We start from the raw sequence: 22,095 nt of genomic DNA, 5'->3' as shown, positions 1-22,095 counted from the left end.
AAAGAGATTATTAGTTAGCCGGTGCAAAGATACGAACACTATTTCAATATTTAAGTTTTTTGCAATAAAAGAAAATAAACAGGCGAAGTGAGGTGGTTCGCTGGAAATTCCTATATTTGTCGGAAGAAAAAATGAAACTTCATGGAAGAAAAGAATAAAGCATGGCAAACTGTGAGTAGTAAGTACCTGTTTCGTCGCCCTTGGCTAACTGTACGTTGCGAAGATATGTTGCTCCCAAATGGGAATCATATCCCCGAATATTATATCTTAGAATATCCCGATTGGGTGAATACGATTGCCATCACCAAAGAAGGTAAATTTGTTTTTGTTCGTCAGTACCGTCCTGGAATCGGACGGACTTGTTATGAACTTTGCGCCGGTGTGTGCGAGAAGGAAGATGTTTCGCCACTGGTATCCGCCCAGCGCGAATTGTGGGAAGAAACAGGGTATGGCAATGGGAACTGGCAGGAATATATGGTAGTTTCGGCTAATCCGAGTACTCATACTAACTTGACTCATTGTTTTCTCGCCACAGATGTGGAACTGATAGATCATCAACATTTGGAAGCTACGGAAGATATTTCTGTGCATTTGTTCACATTGGAAGAGGTGAGGACGTTGCTTGAGAATAACGAAATTATGCAGTCGCTGAATGCCGCCCCTCTTTGGAAATACATGGCAAGTCTATAATTTAAAATCATTATATTATGAAAACAACATTATTAAGTGTCCTTTGTCTGTTCATTTCGGGATGGGGGAGTATGCAGACCGCATTAGCGCAGAATTTACAGGAAATGGAGAAAAGTTTGTCGGCCATCAATGAAGAACTGAATCAGAAAACAAAAGAATATAGTTGGCAACTTGTGAGTGCTTACGCAGACTATTGTGAAGCGAATAATAAGTATATCAGTTGGAATGATGTGCCTTACCTGCAAGAGATTGTTGAATATAACCGTCCTGCTTCATTGGAAAATTACCGGCTTGAGCATAAAGTCTGTAAAGATGCGCTGGATAAGTTCTTAAATACATATAAAGAATATAGGGAGCTTAAAAAGAGACAATCGGAGGCTGTATCTAAGGAAGAGAAAGATGCGGTGTCGGCAGCTTTTTCTGCTTTTTGGAAGAAGTTGAGAAGTGAAGACAATGCTTACAAAGAATTATATTATGCGGAACGGAAGACCGTTTGTAAATATAGATCGGAAGCTTTGCGATATATGATTGAACAATATAAAAAGGATAATAAGGCAGTGTCCACTTCTATGATAAAATACTCAGACCGTTCTTATCTGCTACAGAAAGGTTCAGCTTTGGAACTGTTGGATAAAGAAGTGAACGCATTGGAAAGTGTTCAAAGGGAACTTGTACGGAAAATTACGAGAGCAAAGTATGGCTTGACTGAAGCTAAAGAAGAGTAAGAAAAGACTTTCTATCTGTCTGATTTACCGGAATTAAGGTATGATGTCCGTGTGTCGTACAAATGTGATATGCCTTTCACCTTTTCGCTATAACGCCTTATTCATGGATGTTAGCAGGTGAAGGGCATATATTTCACCCACTTTCCTTTTTTTAAGCTATCTATGTATACCGATAATTGGTCTGATGGCGACCGGATATTGTAGATGAACTTCTTTTCTATAGGATCTAAACTTCCTTTCTATAAGAACTAATTTCTTTTTGGTTATAGATAAACTATAAACGAAGGCTTTGATTATAAAAACGAAGCCTTTGTTTTTATAAACGCAATCTTTGTTTTTATAAACGCAACTTGCGTTTATAGATTGTGCCTAGTGCAAAAGAATTTTATATTCGGAAGAAGAGAAGTTTATCTATAATAGAAAAGAAGTTTAGTGCCTATAGAAAGTAAGCTTGTTATTAATGAACCGGAGGTGTAAATGCGGGTGAAGATGTCGCTCTTCACCCGTTAACACTGATGAATGAGGAGTTACAGTGAAAAGGTGAAGGCTATTAATATATCAAGCTCATGTTATAATAAGGCATAATATGAATCCTGTGCGAAAACTTTCGCACGGGATTCATTTGTTTTTGCCATAACGAGGTAGGCAGACAGCCATTTTGTCAGTTCAATTTCTGACAAAGAATCACTAAACTGCTTTGGCACACTTTTCGCAATGTTTTTAGCGTTCCGCCTGAAAATGACGGGTAACATCTAAATATTAAATGTATAACTAAAATATAACAAGTAACTATGAACATTAAACCATTAGCAGACAGAGTGCTTATCCTCCCTGCACCTGCAGAAGAAAAAACAATTGGTGGTATCATTATCCCTGATACAGCAAAAGAAAAACCTTTGAAGGGTGAAGTTGTGGCAGTAGGTCACGGTACGAAAGACGAAGAAATGGTATTGAAAGTAGGCGATACGGTTCTTTATGGTAAATATGCCGGAACAGAACTTGACGTTGAAGGTACTAAATATCTTATCATGCGTCAGAGCGACGTTCTCGCTGTTTTGGGTTAATTAATAATAGTAGATAGTAAAATTTTAAATAGTAAATAAAGATATGGCAAAAGAAATATTATTCAATATCGATGCCCGCGACCAATTGAAAAAAGGTGTCGATGCTTTGGCGAATGCAGTAAAAGTAACTCTTGGTCCGAAAGGACGTAATGTTATCATTGAGAAGAAATTCGGTGCTCCGCACATCACAAAAGACGGTGTGACAGTAGCTAAAGAAATCGAATTGGCTGACGCTTACCAGAATACTGGTGCACAGTTGGTAAAAGAGGTCGCTTCTAAGACAGGTGACGATGCGGGTGACGGTACAACTACTGCAACTGTTCTTGCTCAGGCTATCGTAGCTGAAGGTTTGAAGAACGTAACAGCAGGTGCCAGCCCGATGGATATCAAACGCGGTATCGACAAGGCTGTTGCCAAAGTAGTGGAATCAATCAAGAACCAAGCTGAAACAGTCGGTGACAACTACGATAAGATCGAGCAAGTGGCTACTGTATCTGCAAACAATGATCCGGTGATCGGTAAATTGATTGCTGACGCTATGCGTAAAGTTTCTAAAGACGGTGTTATCACTATCGAAGAAGCTAAGGGTACTGATACTACCATCGGCGTAGTGGAAGGTATGCAGTTCGACCGTGGTTATTTGTCGGCTTATTTCGTAACAAATACGGAAAAGATGGAATGTGAGATGGAGAAACCTTACATCCTGATCTACGACAAGAAGATTTCTAACTTGAAAGATTTCTTGCCTATCCTTGAACCAGCTGTACAGACAGGTCGTCCTTTGTTGGTAATTGCAGAAGATGTAGATAGCGAAGCATTGACTACATTAGTAGTGAACCGTCTGCGTTCTCAATTGAAGATTTGTGCAGTGAAGGCTCCGGGCTTCGGTGATCGTCGTAAAGAAATGCTTGAAGATATTGCTATCCTGACAGGTGGTGTTGTTATCAGTGAAGAAAAAGGTTTGAAACTGGAACAGGCTACCATCGAAATGTTGGGTACTGCCGACAAGGTTACTGTTTCTAAAGACAATACAACAATCGTAAACGGTGCAGGTGACAAAGCCAACATCAAAGAACGTTGCGAACAGATCAAAGCTCAGATTGCTTCAACTAAGTCTGACTATGACCGCGAGAAATTGCAGGAACGTCTGGCTAAATTGTCAGGTGGTGTAGCTGTTCTCTATGTAGGTGCTGCTTCTGAAGTGGAAATGAAAGAAAAGAAAGACCGTGTAGATGACGCATTGCGTGCAACCCGTGCTGCTATCGAAGAAGGTATTATTCCGGGTGGTGGCGTAGCTTACATCCGTGCCATCGAATCTTTGGAAGGTCTGACGGGTGACAATGCTGATGAGACAACCGGTATCGGTATCATCAAACGCGCCATCGAGGAACCGCTTCGTGAGATTGTAGCTAATGCCGGTAAAGAAGGTGCTGTAGTTGTTCAGAAAGTACGTGAAGGAAAGGGTGACTTCGGTTACAATGCCCGTACGGATGTGTACGAAAACTTGCACGCTGCCGGTGTGGTAGATCCTGCTAAGGTTGCTCGTGTAGCTTTGGAAAATGCAGCTTCTATCGCTGGTATGTTCCTGACTACTGAATGTGTAATCGTAGAAAAGAAGGAAGATAAGCCAGAAATGCCGATGGGTGCTCCCGGAATGGGAGGCATGGGTGGAATGATGTAATTCCGGCTTTCGTAGAATGAATATAGGAGTCGCTTTCGGTTTACCGAAAGCGACTTTTTTGTTATAAACTGTTCTGAAACTTAAAAGAATCTCTTTTTGTTTCTTATCTTTGCATATCATCTATATTATAGAATATATCTGTATGGATAAAATAGTAGAACTGTCGGTTGAGAATTTTAAGGCTGTAAAGAAGGCAGATATCGCTTTGAATGGAATAACGGTTGTATCCGGTATTAATGGTTGTGTGTAGAGCTTGTCGGGATAAAGGCGAAAAGTCGGGCTTTTCCATGTGTTTTTACTTTTTGATAATTGCAAACATAAGAAAATAAAATGATTTCCACTTCAAGATAGACTATAAAATAGACAATAAAAAGGTATGACTTACCTTATTGCGATTAGCAATAATAGTAAGTCATACTTTGGGAGAGGTATTGAAGATCTTAAAAAGAGAATAACTTAAAATACCTCCCGTATATGCTTAAAGTTAGAATTGATGGTATCAATTACTTCTTGTGAGCGGCCGTTGATTAACAACTTGTACATCGACTGTGCAAAACCCACCATTTGTCCGAATTCAATTTTCGGAGGCATGGCCAGTGCATTCGGATCAGTCATGATATTGACAAGTACCGGACCATCCAGTTCGAATGCATTAAGTAAGGTAGTCAACACCTCTTCCGGATCGCTGACATTAAACCCTGCCATTCCCATCGCTTCGGCCACTTGAGCAAAGTCTGGATTCAACATATTTGTCTGCCAGTCCGGCAATCCGTCCACTTCCATTTCCAACTTCACCATTCCCAATGAACGGTTGTTGAATACGATAATTTTAATTGGTAACTTATATTGTACAACGGTTTCCAAGTCTCCTAAAGTCATAGACAAGCCACCATCTCCGCAAAGCGCCACTACCTGGCGATCCGGATAAGCTAGTGCGGCACCGATGGCTTGCGGCAAAGCATTTGCCATAGAACCATGATTGAAAGAACCCAGCATGTGGCGTTTGCCTGTCGCTTGCAGATAACGTGCTCCCCACACACAAGTCATTCCCGTATCTACTGTGAACACAGCATCGTCCGAACTTAGTTTGTCTATTTCGGACATCACATATTCGGGATGAATCTTATTTACGTCGCCTTTATCTTCCGTGTAAGCAGCTAGATCCTTCTTTACGCCTTCATATCTTTTGAGTTGTTTCAACAGGAACGAATCATCTGTCTTCGGATTCAGCATACGCAATAGACTTTGGATGCTCAGTTTAACATCACCGCAAAGTCCGATATCCACCTTTGCACGACGTCCCAGACGTTCGGGCTTTATATCAATCTGTGCTATCTTGATGTCATCCGGCAGGAAAGCGGAATAAGGAAAGTCTGTGCCGAGCATGAGAAGCACTTCGGCTTCATGCATACTGTAATAGCCTGACGGCATTCCCAACAATCCGGTCATACCCACTTCATACGGATTTTCATATTGCACCTCCATCTTTCCTTTGAAAGTATATACCACCGGAGCATTCAGCTTCTCGGAAAGCGCGATCACTTCCTCGTGAGCTCCCCGGCAACCGATGCCGCAGAAAAGAGTGATACGTGTATGTTTGTTTAACATGTCAGCTAATTGAGCCAGATCTTCTTCCGACGGACAAACTTCCGGTGGGGCAGGATAGTTGATAACCGACGAGTCGACGGTAACGGCAGAAGCCTTTGCCAAGTCACCCGGAAGCCCGATAACGGACACCCCTTTGCGGGTGACAGCCGTTTGTATGGCCGACTGGAGCATACGTGGAAATTGTGTGGGAGTAGTGGCTACTTCATTATAATAACTGCAATCGTTAAAAAGTTTGATGGTATTTGTCTCCTGAAAATATTCCGTACCGAACTCTCCGGTAGGAATTGTAGAGGCGATGGCGATTACCGGTGCGCCGGACCGGTGTGCGTCATACAAGCCGTTAATCAGATGAACATGTCCCGGCCCACTACTTCCCGCGCAGCATCCCGGGCGACCGGTCAGTTGTGCTTCTGCCGCAGCGGCATACGCCCCTGTTTCTTCGTGGCGCACATGTATCCATTTTATTTGATCGTTTTTTCTGACTGCTTCGTTTACTTCATTCAGACTGTCGCCTGTTACGGCGTAGATGCGTTCAACTCCGGATTTTACCAGAGTATCTATCAACTGTTCTGCTTATTTTTTTTGCCATAGCTGTAATTGGTTTAGGATTGATTTTTATTGTAATAACAGATGGCTGCAAAGAAAAGTTACTGATTTAACATATGCTAATAACGCCTTTGTGTCGGGACACATCACCGCTTTTATGTTAAAATTAATTCTGTAACAACTTTTTAGTAAAGATGTATAAACAATTGCAATATCCTTTTGTTATCTTTATAGGCGAAATCTTAACCTAATGTATTAAACCTCTTAATTACTCTAGAAAAATGAACAGAAATGAAATCGGTGTGAATGCCGGTAAGGTTTGGCAACTGCTTAGCAATAATGAGAAGTGGAGCTATGGACTTTTGAAGAGAAAATCCGGGCTGAAAGATAAAGAGCTGGGTGCCGCTTTGGGGTGGTTGTCAAGAGAGAGCAAAATAGAGTTCGATCAGTGCGATGAAGAGCTTTATGTATATCTCTGTGTGAATGTTTATATTGGCTGAAAGAGTTTGACGCTTTAACGAGAACAGAAGAATCTCCGGAGGAATGACAGCATAGTCAGCACTTCGGAGATTCTCGTTTTTTATCCTTTTTCTGCTTTATGTATCTTCCTTTCAATGGATTTCCGGAAATAATTCTGTTACTTTGCATCACGAATTAAAATGTAAGAAACAATGAGAAGTTTTGCCTCCGACAATAATTCCGGTGTGCATCCGTTGGTAATGGAAGCATTGAACCGGGCTAATATAGACCATTCTTTAGGATATGGCGATGATAAATGGACAGAAGAAGCCGTAGCGAAGATAAAGGAAACCTTTACGCCCAACTGTGTCCCCTTGTTTGTATTTAACGGAACGGGTAGCAACGTGGTAGCATTGCAGCTGATGACCCGTCCGTATCATTCCATCTTTTGTGCGGAAACGGCTCATATCTATGTAGATGAATGCGGCTCTCCTGTGAAAATGACAGGTTGTCAGATTCGCCCGATTGCCACTCCTGACGGTAAACTTACCCCGGAATTGATGCAATCTTATCTGCATGGTTTCGGCGATCAGCACCATTCACAACCCAGAGCCCTCTACATCTCCCAATGTACCGAACTTGGCACCATCTATACTCCCGAAGAATTGAAACGTCTGACAGACTTTGCCCATCTGAATGGTATGTATGTACACATGGACGGAGCCAGAATAGCCAACGCCTGTGCCGCTTTGAATCTTTCCTTAAAGGAACTGACAGTAGACTGCGGAGTCGATATTCTTAGTTTTGGCGGAACGAAGAACGGACTGATGATGGGAGAGTGCGTGATTGTATTTAATAAAGACCTGCAACCGGAAGCCCGCTTCATCCGTAAGCAATCCGCCCAGCTCGCTTCGAAGATGCGTTACCTCTCTTGCCAGTTTACGGCATACCTCACAGATAACCTCTGGCTGAAGAATGCCAACCATGCCAATGCAATGGCTGCCAAACTTTACACTGAATTGAAGAAACTGCCCGAAGTAACTTTCACTCAAAGAGCCGAAAGTAACCAGTTATTCCTCACCATGCCCCGCCCGGTTATCGACCGGATGCTAGAGTCTTACTTCTTTTATTTTTGGGACGAAGAGAAGAATGGAATCCGTCTGGTGACTTCTTTTGATACCACAGAGGAGGATGTAGACGAGTTTATAAGACTTTTAAAACGTTAAAAAGGAAATCCGGAACAACAAAAGCGCCTGAATATCTGTTTTTATAGGAAGTTTGAAACTAACTTTGTCCGCAAAGTTTTCTACTTCTTATGATTATGAATACTAGACAGAACAGGCTAATCATATTCGCGCTTTTGTTGTTGACACAAACCCCGTTGGGCGCACAGCTGCATTCTACTAAAATTGAACTGCCGGAGGATTCTATATCTGTAACCATGGAAGATTCCATTCCGGCAAAGCGCAGCTTCTTTAAAAAGTTTCTTGATTACTTCAATGACGCCAATAAGGAGAAAAAGAATAAAAAGTTTGATTTCAGTGTGATAGGTGGTCCCCATTATTCCAGTGACACCAAGTTCGGACTCGGACTGGTGGCAGCCGGACTATATCGCACCGATCGGAACGATTCGCTTCTTCCTCCTTCCAATGTCTCTCTTTACGGAGATGTGTCGACGGTCGGCTTCTATCTGTTGGGAATCCGTGGAAACCATCTGTTTCCGCAAGACAAATACCGCTTGAACTACAATCTCTATTTCTATTCTTTCCCCAGCCTGTATTGGGGACGGGGATATGACAATGGAGCCAACTCTGATAATGAAAGCGACTATAAACGTTTTCAAGCACAGGTGAAAGTCGATTTTATGTTCCGGCTGGCAAAGAACTTCTACATCGGCCCGATGGCCATATTCGATTATATCGACGGACGGGACTTTGATAAACCGGAACTATGGGAAGGAATGGCTGCACGGACCACCAATACCAGCCTGGGGCTTTCTCTCCTTTACGATTCACGTGATTTCCTGACAAATGCATCTCACGGCTATTACTTGCGGATAGACCAGCGATTCAGCCCGGCTTTTCTCGGCAATAAATATGCGTTTAGCAGCACCGAACTGACTACCAGCTATTATCAGCCCGTATGGAAAGGCGGAGTGCTGGCAGGACAATTCCACACATTGCTTACCTATGGCGATACCCCGTGGGGATTGATGGCAACGCTGGGAAGCTCTTACTCCATGCGCGGATATTACGAAGGACGCTATCGGGACAAAGGAGCAATGGATGCGCAAATAGAACTCCGGCAACACGTCTGGAAACGGAATGGAGTGGCTGTATGGGCAGGAGCGGGAACGATTTTTCCACGACTCTCCGAGTTTACTCCGAAGCATATTCTGCCTAATTATGGTTTCGGTTATCGTTGGGAGTTTAAGAAGAGAGTAAATGTACGTTTGGATTTAGGGTTTGGCAAACACCAGACCGGATTTATTTTTAATATCAATGAAGCTTTTTAAGAATATAAAGAATTGGTTGGAGAATCAGGAACATTTGTTTTATCTGTTCCTCTTCATCTTGATAGTACCCAACCTTGTGCTCTGTTTGACAGAGCCTTTACCGTTGATGGCAAAGGTGTGTAATGTGCTTTTGCCTTTCGGCTGCTATTATCTGTTGATGACTTTGTCGAGAAACTGTGGCAAGATGCTTTGGATTTTATTCCTGTTCCTGTTTTTCGGAGCCTTTCAGATTGTATTGCTTTATTTGTTCGGCCAGTCCATTATCGCTGTCGATATGTTTCTGAACCTGGTGACTACCAATTCGAGTGAAGCCCTGGAACTGCTTGATAACCTCACACCTGCCATTATTGCTGTCATCATACTCTACGTACCCGCTTTGATATTGGGAACCATTTCAATAGTACGCAAGCGGAAACTCACGGCAGAATTTATCCGCAGAGAACGGAAGAGAGCCTCCATAGTCTTTGGAATCTCCCTCCTTAGCCTTGTCGGAGCATATATGCAGGACCCGGGATATGAGTTGAAGTCCGATTTATATCCGCTGAACGTATGCTATAACGTAGGTCTAGCCTTCCAACGAACCGCCTTGACGCAGAATTATCACCGTACTTCGAAGGACTTTACTTTCCATGCCCTGCCTACGCATCCGAAAGAGAAAAGGGAAGTATACGTAATGGTCGTAGGAGAAACCTCCCGTGCCCTGAACTGGCAATTGTATGGTTACGAACGTGAAACAAACCCGCTCTTATCCCGGCAATCGGGTCTGATTGCTTTCCCGAAAGTACTGACAGAGTCGAATACGACACATAAAAGTGTCCCCATGTTGATGTCGGACGCTGCCGCCTGCAACTATGATTCTATCTATCATCAGAAAGGAATCATCACCGCTTTCAAAGAGGCAGGTTTCCGGACAGCCTTTTTCTCCAACCAACGTTACAACCATTCGTTTATTGACTTCTTCGGAATGGAAGCCGATACGTACGATTTTATAAAAGAAGATTCTGTCAGCTCCTCCTATAATCCTTCTGACGACGAACTTCTGAAATTGGTGGAGCAGGAACTGGCTAAAGGTGCGACGAAACAATTCATCGTGCTCCACACCTACGGCTCTCACTTTAACTACCGCGAACGTTACCCGTCGGAAAGTGCTTTCTTTACGCCCGATTATCCGATGGAAGCAGAAAGAAAATACCGGGATAACCTGGTTAATGCCTATGACAACTCCATCCGTTATACGGACAGTTTCTTGTCACGCCTTATCCACATGTTGGAAAAACAGCAGATAGATGCCGCCATGCTCTACACTTCCGATCATGGTGAGGATATTTTCGACGATTCCCGCCATCTGTTCCTCCACGCTTCTCCCGTACCTTCTTATTATCAACTTCACGTGCCGTTCCTCATCTGGATGTCCGACAACTACCTTGAAACCTATCCCGAACATTGGAAAAATGCTGTGGATAATAAGGATAAGAATATTTCTTCCAGCAGTTCTTTCTTTCCGACCATGTTGTCTTTAGCCGGAATAGAAACTCCTTACCGGGATGATTCGCAATCTGTAACGGCTTCGCACTACGTCTTAAAACCGAGAGTTTATCTGAACGATCACAACGAACCCCGTCCGCTGGATGATTTGGGCATGAAGAAGCAAGACTTCCGGATGCTGGAAAAGAGGAATATCAAGTATTAAGTATTAGGTATTAATCCTTGTTAATTTTTGCATCCAAAAGCGGGATTGGCGTGTTATTTGCCGTATGATGTATGAACGATTAAATTCATAAAACATGGCCTATATAGATTATTACAAGATTCTTGGAGTAGACAAAAGTGCTTCGCAGAATGATATCAAAAAGGCTTTTCGTAAGTTGGCCCGAAAGTATCATCCTGACTTGAATCCTAATGACCCGAGTGCAAAGGATAAGTTTCAGGAAATCAATGAAGCCAATGAAGTACTAAGTGATCCCGAGAAACGTAAAAAGTATGACGAGTACGGAGAACATTGGAAACATGCCGATGAATTCGAAGCGCAGAAACGTGCACAGCAACAAGCCGGAGGCTATGGCGGTGCGGGAGGTTTCGGCGGATTCGGTGGTGCAGGTCAAGGTTTCTCCGACGGTAACGGAAGTTATTGGTATAGTTCCGATGGAGAGGGATTTTCCGGTGGCAATGCCAGTGGATTTTCAGATTTCTTCGAATCCATGTTCGGACATCGGGGAGGAAGAGGACAAGGCTCTGCGGGATTCCGCGGACAGGACTTTAATGCCGAACTTCATCTTTCCCTTCGTGATGCTGCTCAAACGCATAAGCAAATATTGACTGTCAATGGTAAACAAGTGCGTATTACCATCCCTGCCGGTGTAGCCGACGGACAGGTAATCAAACTGAAAGGCTACGGAGCCGAAGGTGTCAACGGAGGACCTGCGGGTGACTTGTACATTACGTTTGTGATAGCCGAAGACCCGGTGTTCAAACGCCTGGGCGACGACCTGTACGTAGATGTGGAAGTAGACCTTTACTCTGCTGTATTGGGAGGTGAGAAAGTGATCGACACGCTGGACGGTAAAGTGAAACTGAAGATAAAACCGGAAACGCAGAACGGTACGAAAGTCCGACTGAAAGGTAAAGGATTCCCGGTTTATAAGAAGGAAGGACAATTCGGTGACTTGATTGTGACCTATTCCGTCAAGATTCCTACGAACTTGACCGACAAACAGAAAGAGTTGTTCCGTCAATTACAGAGTATGAACTAAAATGAATGAGCACTATGCAGACCGAATTAATTATTGTCAGTGAATACTGTCACAAATGTCATATTGAGCCTTCATTCATCGACTTGTTGGAAGAGGGCGGTTTGATTAACGTACATACCGAAGGCGGCGAACATTATTTGCTTTTGTCGGAACTCCCGAACGTGGAGCGTTACAGCAGAATGTACTACGACTTATCCATCAATATGGAAGGGATCGATGCCATTCATCATTTACTGGAAAAGATGGAAGATATGAGACGCGAAATGAGTTCGCTTCGCAAACAACTTCTGCTGTACCGGGAACGCGAAATAGAAGATATGGACTGGTAAAAAAATAGAGCCTCTGTTTGATCCGAACAGAGGCTCTATTTATAGTAAACGGAGGCTCTGATTCACTCAATCAGAGCCTCTGTTTTTTCAGGACGTTTGCATGGTCGCCAACTTATCCAATATACGTACAAATCTCTTCCAGATAGCGTGCGTCGATAGTGTCGAAACTATCCAGTTCATCACTGTCAATATCCAACACTCCAATGACTTCACCTTGTTGGAGGATCGGTACTACTATTTCCGATTTCGAGTCCGAACTACAAGCAATGTGTCCGGGAAACTGTTCTACGTCAGGAACAATCAGTGTCCGGGCCTCTTTCCAAGCTGTGCCGCAAACTCCTTTGCCGAGGCGGATGCGGGTGCAGGCAATGGGACCCTGAAACGGACCCAGTACGAGTTCATCCTCTTTCACAAGGTAAAAGCCTACCCAAAAGAAACCGAAAGTCTGTTTGAGCGCCGCTGCAACGTTGGCAAGGTTAGCTATGAGATCCGTTTCCGTACTTACCAGAGCGTGTAGTTGCGGAAGTAATTCGCGGTATTTCTCTTCCTTATTTCCTGTGCCGATGATTAAATTCTCTGCCATCTCTTTTCTATTTGATTTGGTTCAGGATGCTCGGGTCTTTTATCTTATCGTCTTCTGCAAAGAAGATAATCTTAGTCAATATCTCGGCTGTCTTCGGATCTTCATCTACAAAAGGCAGGAACAGGCGTCCGCGATTTTGCGAATGTACCGGAAGAACGGCAATTTGCGCGCCGCCTTCCTGATGGATCACGCCGCTGCCCAGATGGATATTGTACTTACCCAGTTTGCCTTCGATGTGAGCGAAACTTCCTTTTATCGTCACGTTCTTGAAATGGAACAACGGCATTGTCAGTTCCACTAACATGCTGCGCATCTCGATGGTAGAGTGGCTGGTTTCCGGATCGACGCTTCCGGCATGGGCTACACTTACTGCCAAGTCTACGTCCCTCATCACTTCCGAGAAAATGACAGGAGGAATCTCCGAGATTTTCATCAGCTTGTAGTCCTTGCGGTTGTGGAAGCAGACATATTCTAACGTCGGAGCTTCGATGTCGGCAGGAGAGAACCAGTCTGCCATCGCATAGATGGTGGCGATAATGTTCTCTTTGTAATAGATCTTTTGCAAACCGTCTTCGTAGTCGGCTACCCAGCGACGGCCTTTCAGTACGGCAACCGTTTTCTGCGGTTGGATCTGATTGCCGGCGTAACGGCGGGATTGAGTGGCTTCCACTTCTTCCGGAGTCGGAACATAGAGCTCACGGAACACCTGTTTGAAAGGCTGGCGGATTGCTTTGTCGAACAGGAATTTCTGATAGGCGTGCCAGTCACCACTTGCGTACAAGTCTGTGGGATGGGCGATGCGTAACTCGTCTTTCGGTTTTAACGGTAGGCAAACGGCATTTACAGTCACCAGCAATCCGTCGGTGTAGAAGCCCGTCTGTCCGTTACAGATAAAGACAATATGTCTCAACAATGGCCAGATGACAGGGTTCTGCATCAACTTGCGCAATTCGCTTTCTTCAAAACGGGTACAGTCTTCCATCGCCTGTTCCAGCATCACGCGGGAGCGGGTGTACTGGTCTTTCAGCTTTTTGTGTACCGCTTTCAGTTCTTCTATATACGGATGCTTTTTCAGTTTGGCAGGCATACTGTTGAGCTCTTTGCCGTCTTTGATTTGTTTAATCTCCGATTTGCCTTCCTCGTTGATTTGTACGTACACTTCTACATTGTCTATCTCTTTGGGAGACAGGTAGGGGAGAAGTTCTTTGATTAGTTCCGTTTCCATGCTCCAGGTCAGACGGGTAACATCTCCGTAGCCGGAGTTACGCGCCAGGTTTTGCAGGGCGATGTTTACCGCTTTCTTTTCGCTTTCCTGTCTTTGAGCACCGAACTCCTTACTCTCTTTCAGGAACTTTTGCAGGTATTGATAACGATCCAGCAGTTCTTTGTCCGGTTTCCGTCCCAATGGGATGAGACCGTAGCTCATCAATAAGTCTTTGTTGCGTTTGGCAACTATTTCTTTCTTTACATCTGCCGCCTTCACTGCGCCGTTGGTGGCATCGGCAAACTTGCGGGCACGGGTATGGCTATTGCTGCATGAGATATATTTGGCGGCATTGTAGACCACTTCGAAGCGTCGTTTGCCAATTGTCTTAAATGCATCCCTGAACCAGTCGATATCAAAAGCACCTTCCCGCAAGTCTTCCACGTCGATAGGGGTGTAGCGGGCGATGATTGCTTTTTTCTTGTCGTCACATGTTTCATTGGTATGGGCGTGGAAATAATAGGCGGCACTTGTCAGTCCTTTCCAGCCTATTGCCTTTTCGGTCAGTTCAATCCATTGCGGAGCGAACATGGCGGCTTCTACCAGTCGTTCGTCACTGATTTCGGCTTGCTTCGCCAGTTTCTTCAGGTTTTCGCTGGTATCTGTCGGCAGGGGATGGCAAGCATGGAGCAAGCTGCTCAATACACCTCGTTTGGTGCTGCCCCAGTTGTAGCTGTCGCGTATGAACGTATCTTTGCCGAATGCTTGCAGAATGTGGATAAATGTGTCCGCTCCATAAATATAACTTAGTTCTTCCGCAAGGCTGGTAACTTGTGTCTCGGAGTCTCCCCGTTTCAGTTCGATTTCAAGAATCCGGTCTACTATCTTCTGTGCAAGAGAACGGAAGAGAGAGAAATCGACGTTTTTGATGTCGGCGTATCTTTCTTTTTCCTTATTGAAACGAACGTTGTCGTTCAATACCGTGGTGATTGCCTTGATCTGGGCGGGCGAGCTGATGCGTCCCATCATTTCGCGGTATACTTCTTCTGTCGGGATGATTCCGAGCATCCATGCACGGGCGAAGTCCGTGGCGTGAAGGTAAGAGTCTGTCTCTTCCAGTTCGGGTGTGTGTTCCATGTAGTTGGTGAGCTTGTAAAGTTGGTAGCGCACTGTGAAGTAGCGGATAAACAGATCATCACTCATGGGCTTTTGAGGCATTTCAAGCCAGAAATTCACGAACTTGTTGTTATGTATCGGGTAAACGATCTCTTTTTCTCCATATTCCAGTTTGTCCCGAAGCCATGCATGCTTGTTGGTGTACTGGCGGAAAATGTTTTTAGTATTCAGCAAAGGCAACAGTTGGAGCAGCATATTGACAGCCAATCGTTGGTAGACTGCTTCGTCTTTATACTCGTATGACAATGCTTCGATAATATCACTCATCTGTTCGTAGTACGGCATCTTGCGGAGTTCCTTCTGCAATCCGCGGTAAGTGATGCCGGCATACATCCGGTTGACAAGCGGCTCGAAAGTGTTGCTTGATTTCTGGTCTGCCTTGATGTCTTCTTCATCCTCTTCATCGTAGTCGTCATCGTCTTTAGGAGCGCCTGTCGATGCAAGCATGAAACTCATCATCAGTAGTTTGTCATAGCTTCCTATTTCTTCTTCGTAGAAGGCCTTCCACAGTTCCGGGAAACCGAGTCCGCTCAATCCTCCGTAGTTACTCCAGTTTATCAGGACACTGTTTCCTACCAGGCGTGCTTCTCCGTACCCATTCTTGAACTCTTCATTCTTATAGATTTCGATGTATTTGCTTAGTTTTTTAAATACGAGTTTGGCCCTTCCGAAGCAAATGAATTCGAATGCTTTTTTCACGTTGAATCCTTTATCCTGGGTAATTTCCGGCAGATTGACTTCAAGAGCCGGGTCGTACAGACCGAAGCCGTTATCTTTGGTATAGTGCTGTGCGGTGTTTTCTTCCGTTCCGTCTCCAATCAGAGATTCTATTAACACTTTTTCTTTCGCGTTCGGTTTCTGAATATCTTTGACGGTGGGGATCAGTTCCTGATAGGTATCTTGCAGAAATTCTACGTTGTGGATAGTCTTCATCATATCCAATCCGGCCAGGCGGCGTTCGGCAACCTTGTCTGTTAGTAAGCGGCGGATACTGCCGGACAATTGTTCTTTCGGCTGTTTCATCAATAGATTGATGGCGTTGATACGCATCTCACTATATTTGAAGCGCAGCAACTCTTCTACTTTCTGATTCTGTTCGGGCGACAAAGTCATCTCGGACAAGACTTTGTAGGCTTCGTCACGAACGTCCTGCGAACGGTCGCCCAGTGATTGCAGCACATATTCTTCCTGTAAATGGCTGGTCGGGGGATTTAATACGACACCGATATAGCCTGCCCGCATATAGGTATCCAAAGAAGGCAGACAGGTGCAAAGATCGTCTTTTAATGCAGAATCGTTGGTCATCCAGGTGATATACGCCATCTTGAGAACGATTTCCGAACGGGTGAGCTCTGCACTTTCCCATGGGAATACGTATGGAGAATAAATCTCTTTGGCAGAGATGGACTGATAGACGTTCTTCAGATAGTCATAATGGCGGATCGCTTCTTCTTTGCTATCAAAATAATCATGGAGCGACGGGGCGTCCTTATGTCCTCCGTACCGGCTAAGATAGAGTCCGGACAGATACAGTGGCAGGATAGCCGCCACTACCGACGGTTCGTTATACCATTTTTCAAAAGCATCTTTACTGATACGGTGGTTCATGCCGGAGTATTGCGTACAGCGTAAAAAGTAAAGTAAGGTCTGTACCTGATATTTGGCACCGTCTTTAATTATTCCCGGAACAAGTGCCTGAATTTCTTCCGTATTATAGAATCCGATACTCCATAGAGCCAGATAAAGTTCGACCGTATCTTTGCTTTGGAGGGCTTTGCGTGCTTGTTCTCGGTCGTTCAGAAAACGGCGGATCAGTTCCACATATTTGTTGGTGATACGCTCGCTGCTGTCTTGTTCTCCGATACCCGTACAGACTGCAATGCCGCGTTTCACGGAGGCAAATCGTTGCAGGCCGTTGTCGCAGATCACCGAGAACAGATGGAGATAACTTTCGGGGCATCCTTCGTCCATTGTTTCCACGATAGCTTGACGGAGACCTTCCTGCAGTTTGGCTGCTAGCAGTAACTTCCCTTCCAGTTCCAGCAACGGGCGGTAACCGCTCACGGCGATAGCCTGGAGATGTCCCTGGTTGAGGCGGTTGGCATTATTCTCGCTGGTCAATACGTTGTTGAGGTGTTCAATGACAGTTTGGTTGCCTTCTGCTATTTGGGCGGCCATCCAGTTTTGGCAGTTCATCGCATCCTTGTATGTTTCTATTTCTTCCGGAGTGTTTCCTCCGTTCAGTATGGCTTGTTCGCTGAATCCGGTGGCACGTAGTTTTAGAAATTCCGTCAGCGCATCTATGATGTGACTGAAATGCAGAAGGGGATTCGCCGACCGCTGTGACCGGCGCGAATATCCATGAGTGTACGGACACCGTGCTTTGAGCTTCAGATAGGTGTGGAACAGGTTAGCATATTCGTCTCCCAATAGATAACGGAGCACTTTGTTCAACTTTCCGTCGAAAAGATTGGCAACACTCTTTATCTTCTCTTCCTGAATAATATGTATGATGCAAGGCTCTAGTTTATCGCTGTATGTGCCATACCGGGTATCCATGTTGAAGTATTGCATAAATACGTCCAACAGTGTCATTGTCTCTTTGTCTAAACTGGTTCTCTTTTTCGTTAACCTTTCCAGGTACGGAGCAATCCGTTTGTTTAATGCGTCATTATAAATGAGTCTCATGATTATTTTCGTTTTAAGTGTGTTTATAAGAAAATGATTACCAAAGTCTTCCCGACAGCATAGCCAATCGGATGAAGGTGATGGTAGATTCTTCTTTGAGTCCGGTGGGAGAGGATAAGTCTTCAGTTTCCGTATCGTCAATGAAGATACGGAAAATTCCGTCCTCGTAAGATTGCAGGGCGTTGGTGATTGCTTCTACTTCTGCGGCAGGTTTGCCGTTATAGTTTACTGCAAAACCAACCTTGCCGGAAGCTGTTTTATTTTCCACTTCTTCCTGTGTGAGGTATTTCAGTACTTCGCTTTGTTGCAAGCGTTCATTATATTCACAGACTTGCCAACTGACGATGGCTTCAATCAACCCCTGTACATCGACAGGCGGAACAGGAAAATCGACAGGAATCTTTTCGATATTGCACTTTCGCTTTCCTAACTGTTTGACTTGGACATATACTCTCATATTCTCTTTATTGGGTGATCTGAATACTTGATGTAATAGCATTCAGATCGGTTTCGGCTTCTTCATCATAGACAAGCATGACAATGGTAAAAGTTCGCTTCTTGCTTTCTTGGAAATAGTGTAATACAATTTGTTGTATGTCTTCTCCCGGTTCATCAGGAGCTCCGATGTGCAGAGGGTTTGTAGTTCTTGTCATGGATAGCCCGTTGATGTTGACATTGCTCTGCTTATAGTCTTCCGATGGTTCTCCTTGTGCATTTCGCGGGAGAGTGAGCGATAACTTCTTGATATGTTCAAACTCTTTTTGTGTATCGTAGGTCAGAGCAGTAACCGTCAGTTGGTTGGCACCATTGGCAAGCCTGAGCAACGGAGGCTCTGCGCTGGGAGTTAATCCTTTCGCTCCCGTTATTTTGGTCCAGTTGGTAGGATACTGGCAACTGAAATTTGTTTCTGCATCGTAATAAGAAAGCCATGTATCGTTATTGCCTACCGGAATGTATGAAGGATATTGCCTGGTGGAAGAACTGTTGGCAGTCTCCATGTCCGATTGGTTACCATCTTCGTTCTCTTCTTCCAGTTCACCATTCAGATAGGCTTCTACAATACCGCTTTCCCATTCGCCGCGTATGTCTTGATAAAGAGGGGGGACATTCTTGCAAAGCATAATAAAGCTGAACAGGAAAATGCAAAATATACCAAGCTCCCCAAGGATTGAAACGGTGCGTTGCGCATCGGCTTTTTCAAATTTATAGCTGCATACATAAATGATTCCCAGTAGGAAACCGCTTAATAACCCGCCGATATGTGCAGCGTTATCAATCCCGGCTTTCATGCCATAAACCAGATTGTAACCGACAAAAATAAGGATACTGGTTAATAATGCTTTCCGTTGTTCCTTTGCGATGCGATGGAAGAACAGGAAGGCTAGGAATATACCGTAAAGTCCGAAGATAGCCCCGGAGGCTCCGGCACTGATTGTCTCGCCGTGCATATAAAGACTGAATACTGCCGAACATAGTCCGGTCAGTAAATAAGACATGAACATCCGACGGCTTCCTATCAGATCTTCCAGTAGAAGACCTACATACATGAAAGCATACATATTCATCAGGAGATGAAAAGCTCCGATGTGTATAAAGTTGCAGGTCACTGCACGCCACCAGTCGCCTGTAAGGGTTAGCGGTCCGAAGTCGGCTCCCCATTTCAGCAGTGATAAGGTGGAAGGAGACATGATTTCCACTCCGGATGCAATCATCACAATAAATACAAGGATGTTGAGGTCTATCAGGATAGGCGTTGCCATAAAACCTTTGCGGGGAATAAAGAACGACCAGAAAGAGTTCCTTTTCTTTTCTTCCTCCAGATAGGCTTTCTCTTCTTCTGTGAGCGGACGGTTACACTCTTCCTCGAAATCTTTTGCCTTTTGGGTTAGCTCTTCCGGGGTAAGGGATGTTTTTATTTCTTCCATCGTCTCCCGTAGCTTTTGTATATTTTTTCTGTTCTTTCCATAGTCTACAAATTGTACGGAAGAAGATTGGCTGCGCACAGCTACTTCTCCGTCGCTTCCCGGTTCTATGGTGAAGGTTATTTCCTCTCCATGAGAATACATATTGAACGGGACTTCGAATCGTGCTCCTTCCGGAGTGACTTCCTCGATATTCCACTCCAGCTTTTGCGAAGCTTCGAGAGCCAGTATAAGGATTTCTGTTTTTGATAAACCCGGTAAATGCAGTTTGTCGTTATATGAAGGTTTGAGTGCCATATTTCTATTCTTATATAGAGTTGTCGATTAAAAATTACTTATCTCACTGACAAATGTATAGAATAATAATGAAAAATAATAGAATGTGACAAATAAAAAAGCATCCACTTCCTAAGAAGGGATGCTTTTATGAGATTTGATAGAGTATTTATTACTTTTTATAGAATGCCAAGTCTTCTTTATCGAAGTTTTCGATGAAGTTTGAGTGCTTTTCTACTTCCGCTTCTGCATAGTTCAAATATACATGTGCAGATTTGGAGAACAGTTCGGAAGCCTTGCTGGCATCTTGAATCAGCAGGTGACACATGATAATGTCAGCAGCCATTTCCACCAGTTTGCGAGCGGTGAAGTCAAGCAATTCTTGATCTTGTACTTCTTTCACTGCATTGGTGCTTGCTTCGAATTTGTCAGCCATCTTTTTCAGACGAGACATCAGCGGTTCCATTTCCGGTGAGCAAGGAATGGTTTCGAACTCGCGGATGGTAGCGATGTACGAACCATTGGTTACGTAACGGATAGCGGCTACTGTCTGCAACTGGGTAGTTCCTTCGTAGATGCTGGTGATACGTGCGTCGCGATAGATGCGTTGGCAAGCATATTCCATCATGAAACCTGAACCGCCGTGAATCTGAATACAGTCGTAAGCGTTTTGGTTGGCATATTCAGAGTTCATACCTTTAGCCAGCGGAGTAAAGCTGTCTGCTAATTTAGCATATTTCTTTTGTTCCTGGCGTTCTTCCGGAGTCAGTTTACGTTCGCGGGCGATGTCGTCCAATGCTTTGTAGATGTCTACGTAGCGAGATGTTTGATACAGTAAAGCACGTCCGGCATCCAGTTTGCCTTTCATGATAGCCAGCATGTCATACACAGCCGGGAATTCGATAATTGCTTTTCCGAACTGCTTACGGTCTTTAGCGTATGCCAAACCTTCATTGTAAGCTGCCTGGCTCAATCCTACGGATTGTGCGGCAATACCCAGACGGGCACCGTTCATCAAAGCCATTACATATTTAATCAAACCGAGTTTGCGGTCACCGCAAAGTTCAGCTTTTGCATTCTTATATACCAATTCGCAGGTAGGAGAACCGTGGATACCGAGTTTGTTTTCGATACGACGTACGTTCACGCCACCCTGACGCTTGTCATAGATGAACATAGACAAACCACGGCCGTCTCTCGTTCCTTCTTCCGAACGTGCCAGTACGAGGTGAATGTCCGCGTCACCATTTGTGATGAAACGTTTCACACCGTTCAGTAACCAGCATCCGTCTTTTTCGCTGTAAGTAGCTTTCAGCATAACAGATTGAAGGTCAGAACCAGCATCCGGTTCTGTCAAGTCCATTGACATGGTTTCACCTTGGCAGATGCGTGGGATAAAGCGGCTGTGTTGGTCGGGATTGCCAAACTCATAAAGAGTTTCGATACAGTCTTGCAATGACCAGATGTTTCCGAAACCTGCGTCGGCAGCAGCCACGATTTCTGCACACATGGTGTACGGGGTGATCGGGAAGTTCAGACCGCCGAATTTGCGTGGCATGGTCATACCGTTCAAACCGGCTTTCACCATTGCGTCCAGGTTTTGTTTGGTTCCTGATGCATATTCTACGCGACCATTGGCACAGTGAGGACCTTCTTCGTCTACACCTTCTGCGTTAGGGGCAATGATTTCTCCTGTGATTTCTCCGGTAATCTCCAACACTTTGTCATAAGAGTCTACAGCATCTTCGAAGTCCAGCGGAGCATAATCGAATTCATCTTTATCTCTGTAATTGCGTTCTTTGAGTTCGCAAATACGTTTCATCATCGGATTGTTCAAGTGAAACTTGAGTTCCGGTATGTCTGTATAATAATTAGCCAT

15 protein-coding genes and 1 pseudogene are annotated in these 22,095 nt (G+C 44.4%); 10 read left to right on the top strand and 6 right to left on the bottom strand.

Annotation, left to right across the window (positions count from 1 at the left end; genetic code table 11):
- Positions 1–141 precede the first annotated feature (141 nt).
- From BACFIN_RS17380 to groL, 4 genes are all read left to right on the top strand, one after another.
- Positions 142–690 (top strand): NUDIX hydrolase, encoded by a 549-nt coding sequence (locus BACFIN_RS17380; RefSeq protein WP_007748539.1) that lies wholly within the window; start codon positions 142–144, stop codon positions 688–690.
- 17 nt (positions 691–707) lie between these two features.
- Positions 708–1,415, top strand: coding sequence for a DUF5039 domain-containing protein (locus BACFIN_RS17385; protein ID WP_022275608.1), 708 nt, complete (start codon positions 708–710; stop codon positions 1,413–1,415).
- 791 nt (positions 1,416–2,206) lie between these two features.
- A complete protein-coding gene (locus BACFIN_RS17390; protein ID WP_004314007.1) occupies positions 2,207–2,479 on the top strand; it encodes a co-chaperone GroES in 273 nt (90 codons plus the stop codon).
- A 43-nt stretch (positions 2,480–2,522) separates the two neighbouring features.
- Complete coding sequence (groL, locus tag BACFIN_RS17395; RefSeq protein WP_007748528.1) at positions 2,523–4,160, top strand: chaperonin GroEL; 1,638 nt, start codon at positions 2,523–2,525, stop codon at positions 4,158–4,160.
- A gap of 456 nt (positions 4,161–4,616) precedes the next feature.
- On the opposite strand, the pseudogene BACFIN_RS17400 reads toward groL, so the two are convergent.
- Positions 4,617–6,357, bottom strand: a pseudogene (locus BACFIN_RS17400) (thiamine pyrophosphate-dependent enzyme).
- Between the two features lie 238 nt (positions 6,358–6,595).
- On the opposite strand from BACFIN_RS17400, the gene BACFIN_RS17405 reads away from it, so the two are divergent.
- The 6 genes from BACFIN_RS17405 (at position 6,596) to BACFIN_RS17430 (ending at position 12,367) form a co-directional block, all read left to right on the top strand.
- Entirely contained in the window at positions 6,596–6,814 is a 219-nt protein-coding gene (locus BACFIN_RS17405; protein ID WP_004301053.1) for a winged helix-turn-helix domain-containing protein, read from the top strand.
- Positions 6,815–6,985: 171 nt separating this feature from the next.
- A complete protein-coding gene (locus BACFIN_RS17410; protein ID WP_007748516.1) occupies positions 6,986–7,999 on the top strand; it encodes a threonine aldolase family protein in 1,014 nt (337 codons plus the stop codon).
- 89 nt (positions 8,000–8,088) lie between these two features.
- On the top strand, positions 8,089–9,288 hold the full coding sequence (locus BACFIN_RS17415) for a BamA/TamA family outer membrane protein (RefSeq protein ID WP_007748513.1): 1,200 nt from the start codon (positions 8,089–8,091) through the stop codon (positions 9,286–9,288).
- Entirely contained in the window at positions 9,275–10,978 is a 1,704-nt protein-coding gene (locus BACFIN_RS17420; RefSeq protein ID WP_007748511.1) for a phosphoethanolamine transferase, read from the top strand. Before BACFIN_RS17415 ends, BACFIN_RS17420 begins: the two co-directional genes overlap by 14 nt.
- 94 nt (positions 10,979–11,072) lie before the next feature.
- Positions 11,073–12,038: a DnaJ C-terminal domain-containing protein gene (locus tag BACFIN_RS17425; protein WP_007748510.1), complete on the top strand. Its 966-nt coding sequence runs from the start codon at positions 11,073–11,075 to the stop codon at positions 12,036–12,038.
- Positions 12,039–12,052: 14 nt separating this feature from the next.
- Positions 12,053–12,367, top strand: a complete 315-nt coding sequence (locus tag BACFIN_RS17430; RefSeq protein WP_008025905.1) for a chaperone modulator CbpM — start codon at positions 12,053–12,055, stop codon at positions 12,365–12,367.
- A 112-nt stretch (positions 12,368–12,479) separates the two neighbouring features.
- Here the strand turns inward: BACFIN_RS17430 and BACFIN_RS17435 are convergent, their stop codons facing one another.
- The 5 genes from BACFIN_RS17435 to BACFIN_RS17455 all read right to left on the bottom strand — a co-directional run bounded on the left by BACFIN_RS17435 (position 12,480) and on the right by BACFIN_RS17455 (position 22,095).
- On the bottom strand, positions 12,480–12,950 hold the full coding sequence (locus tag BACFIN_RS17435; RefSeq protein ID WP_007748508.1) for a GAF domain-containing protein: 471 nt from the start codon (positions 12,948–12,950) through the stop codon (positions 12,480–12,482).
- A gap of 7 nt (positions 12,951–12,957) precedes the next feature.
- Entirely contained in the window at positions 12,958–18,018 is a 5,061-nt protein-coding gene (locus tag BACFIN_RS17440; RefSeq protein WP_007748507.1) for a DUF4132 domain-containing protein, read from the bottom strand.
- 37 nt (positions 18,019–18,055) lie between these two features.
- The gene (locus BACFIN_RS17445) at positions 18,056–18,475 is read right to left on the bottom strand and encodes a hypothetical protein (protein ID WP_008644787.1); all 420 of its coding nucleotides are present in this window, start codon (positions 18,473–18,475) and stop codon (positions 18,056–18,058) included.
- 7 nt (positions 18,476–18,482) lie between these two features.
- Positions 18,483–20,237 (bottom strand): rhomboid family intramembrane serine protease, encoded by a 1,755-nt coding sequence (locus BACFIN_RS17450; RefSeq protein WP_007748505.1) that lies wholly within the window; start codon positions 20,235–20,237, stop codon positions 18,483–18,485.
- Positions 20,238–20,388: 151 nt separating this feature from the next.
- Positions 20,389–22,095: an acyl-CoA dehydrogenase family protein gene (locus BACFIN_RS17455; protein WP_007748504.1), complete on the bottom strand. Its 1,707-nt coding sequence runs from the start codon at positions 22,093–22,095 to the stop codon at positions 20,389–20,391.

The organism is Bacteroides finegoldii DSM 17565, assembly GCF_000156195.1.
GTDB classification, from domain to species: Bacteria; Bacteroidota; Bacteroidia; order Bacteroidales; family Bacteroidaceae; genus Bacteroides; species Bacteroides finegoldii.
The sequence above is the reverse complement of the archived record's forward strand: the minus strand, read 5'-3'. Positions and strand labels throughout refer to the sequence as shown.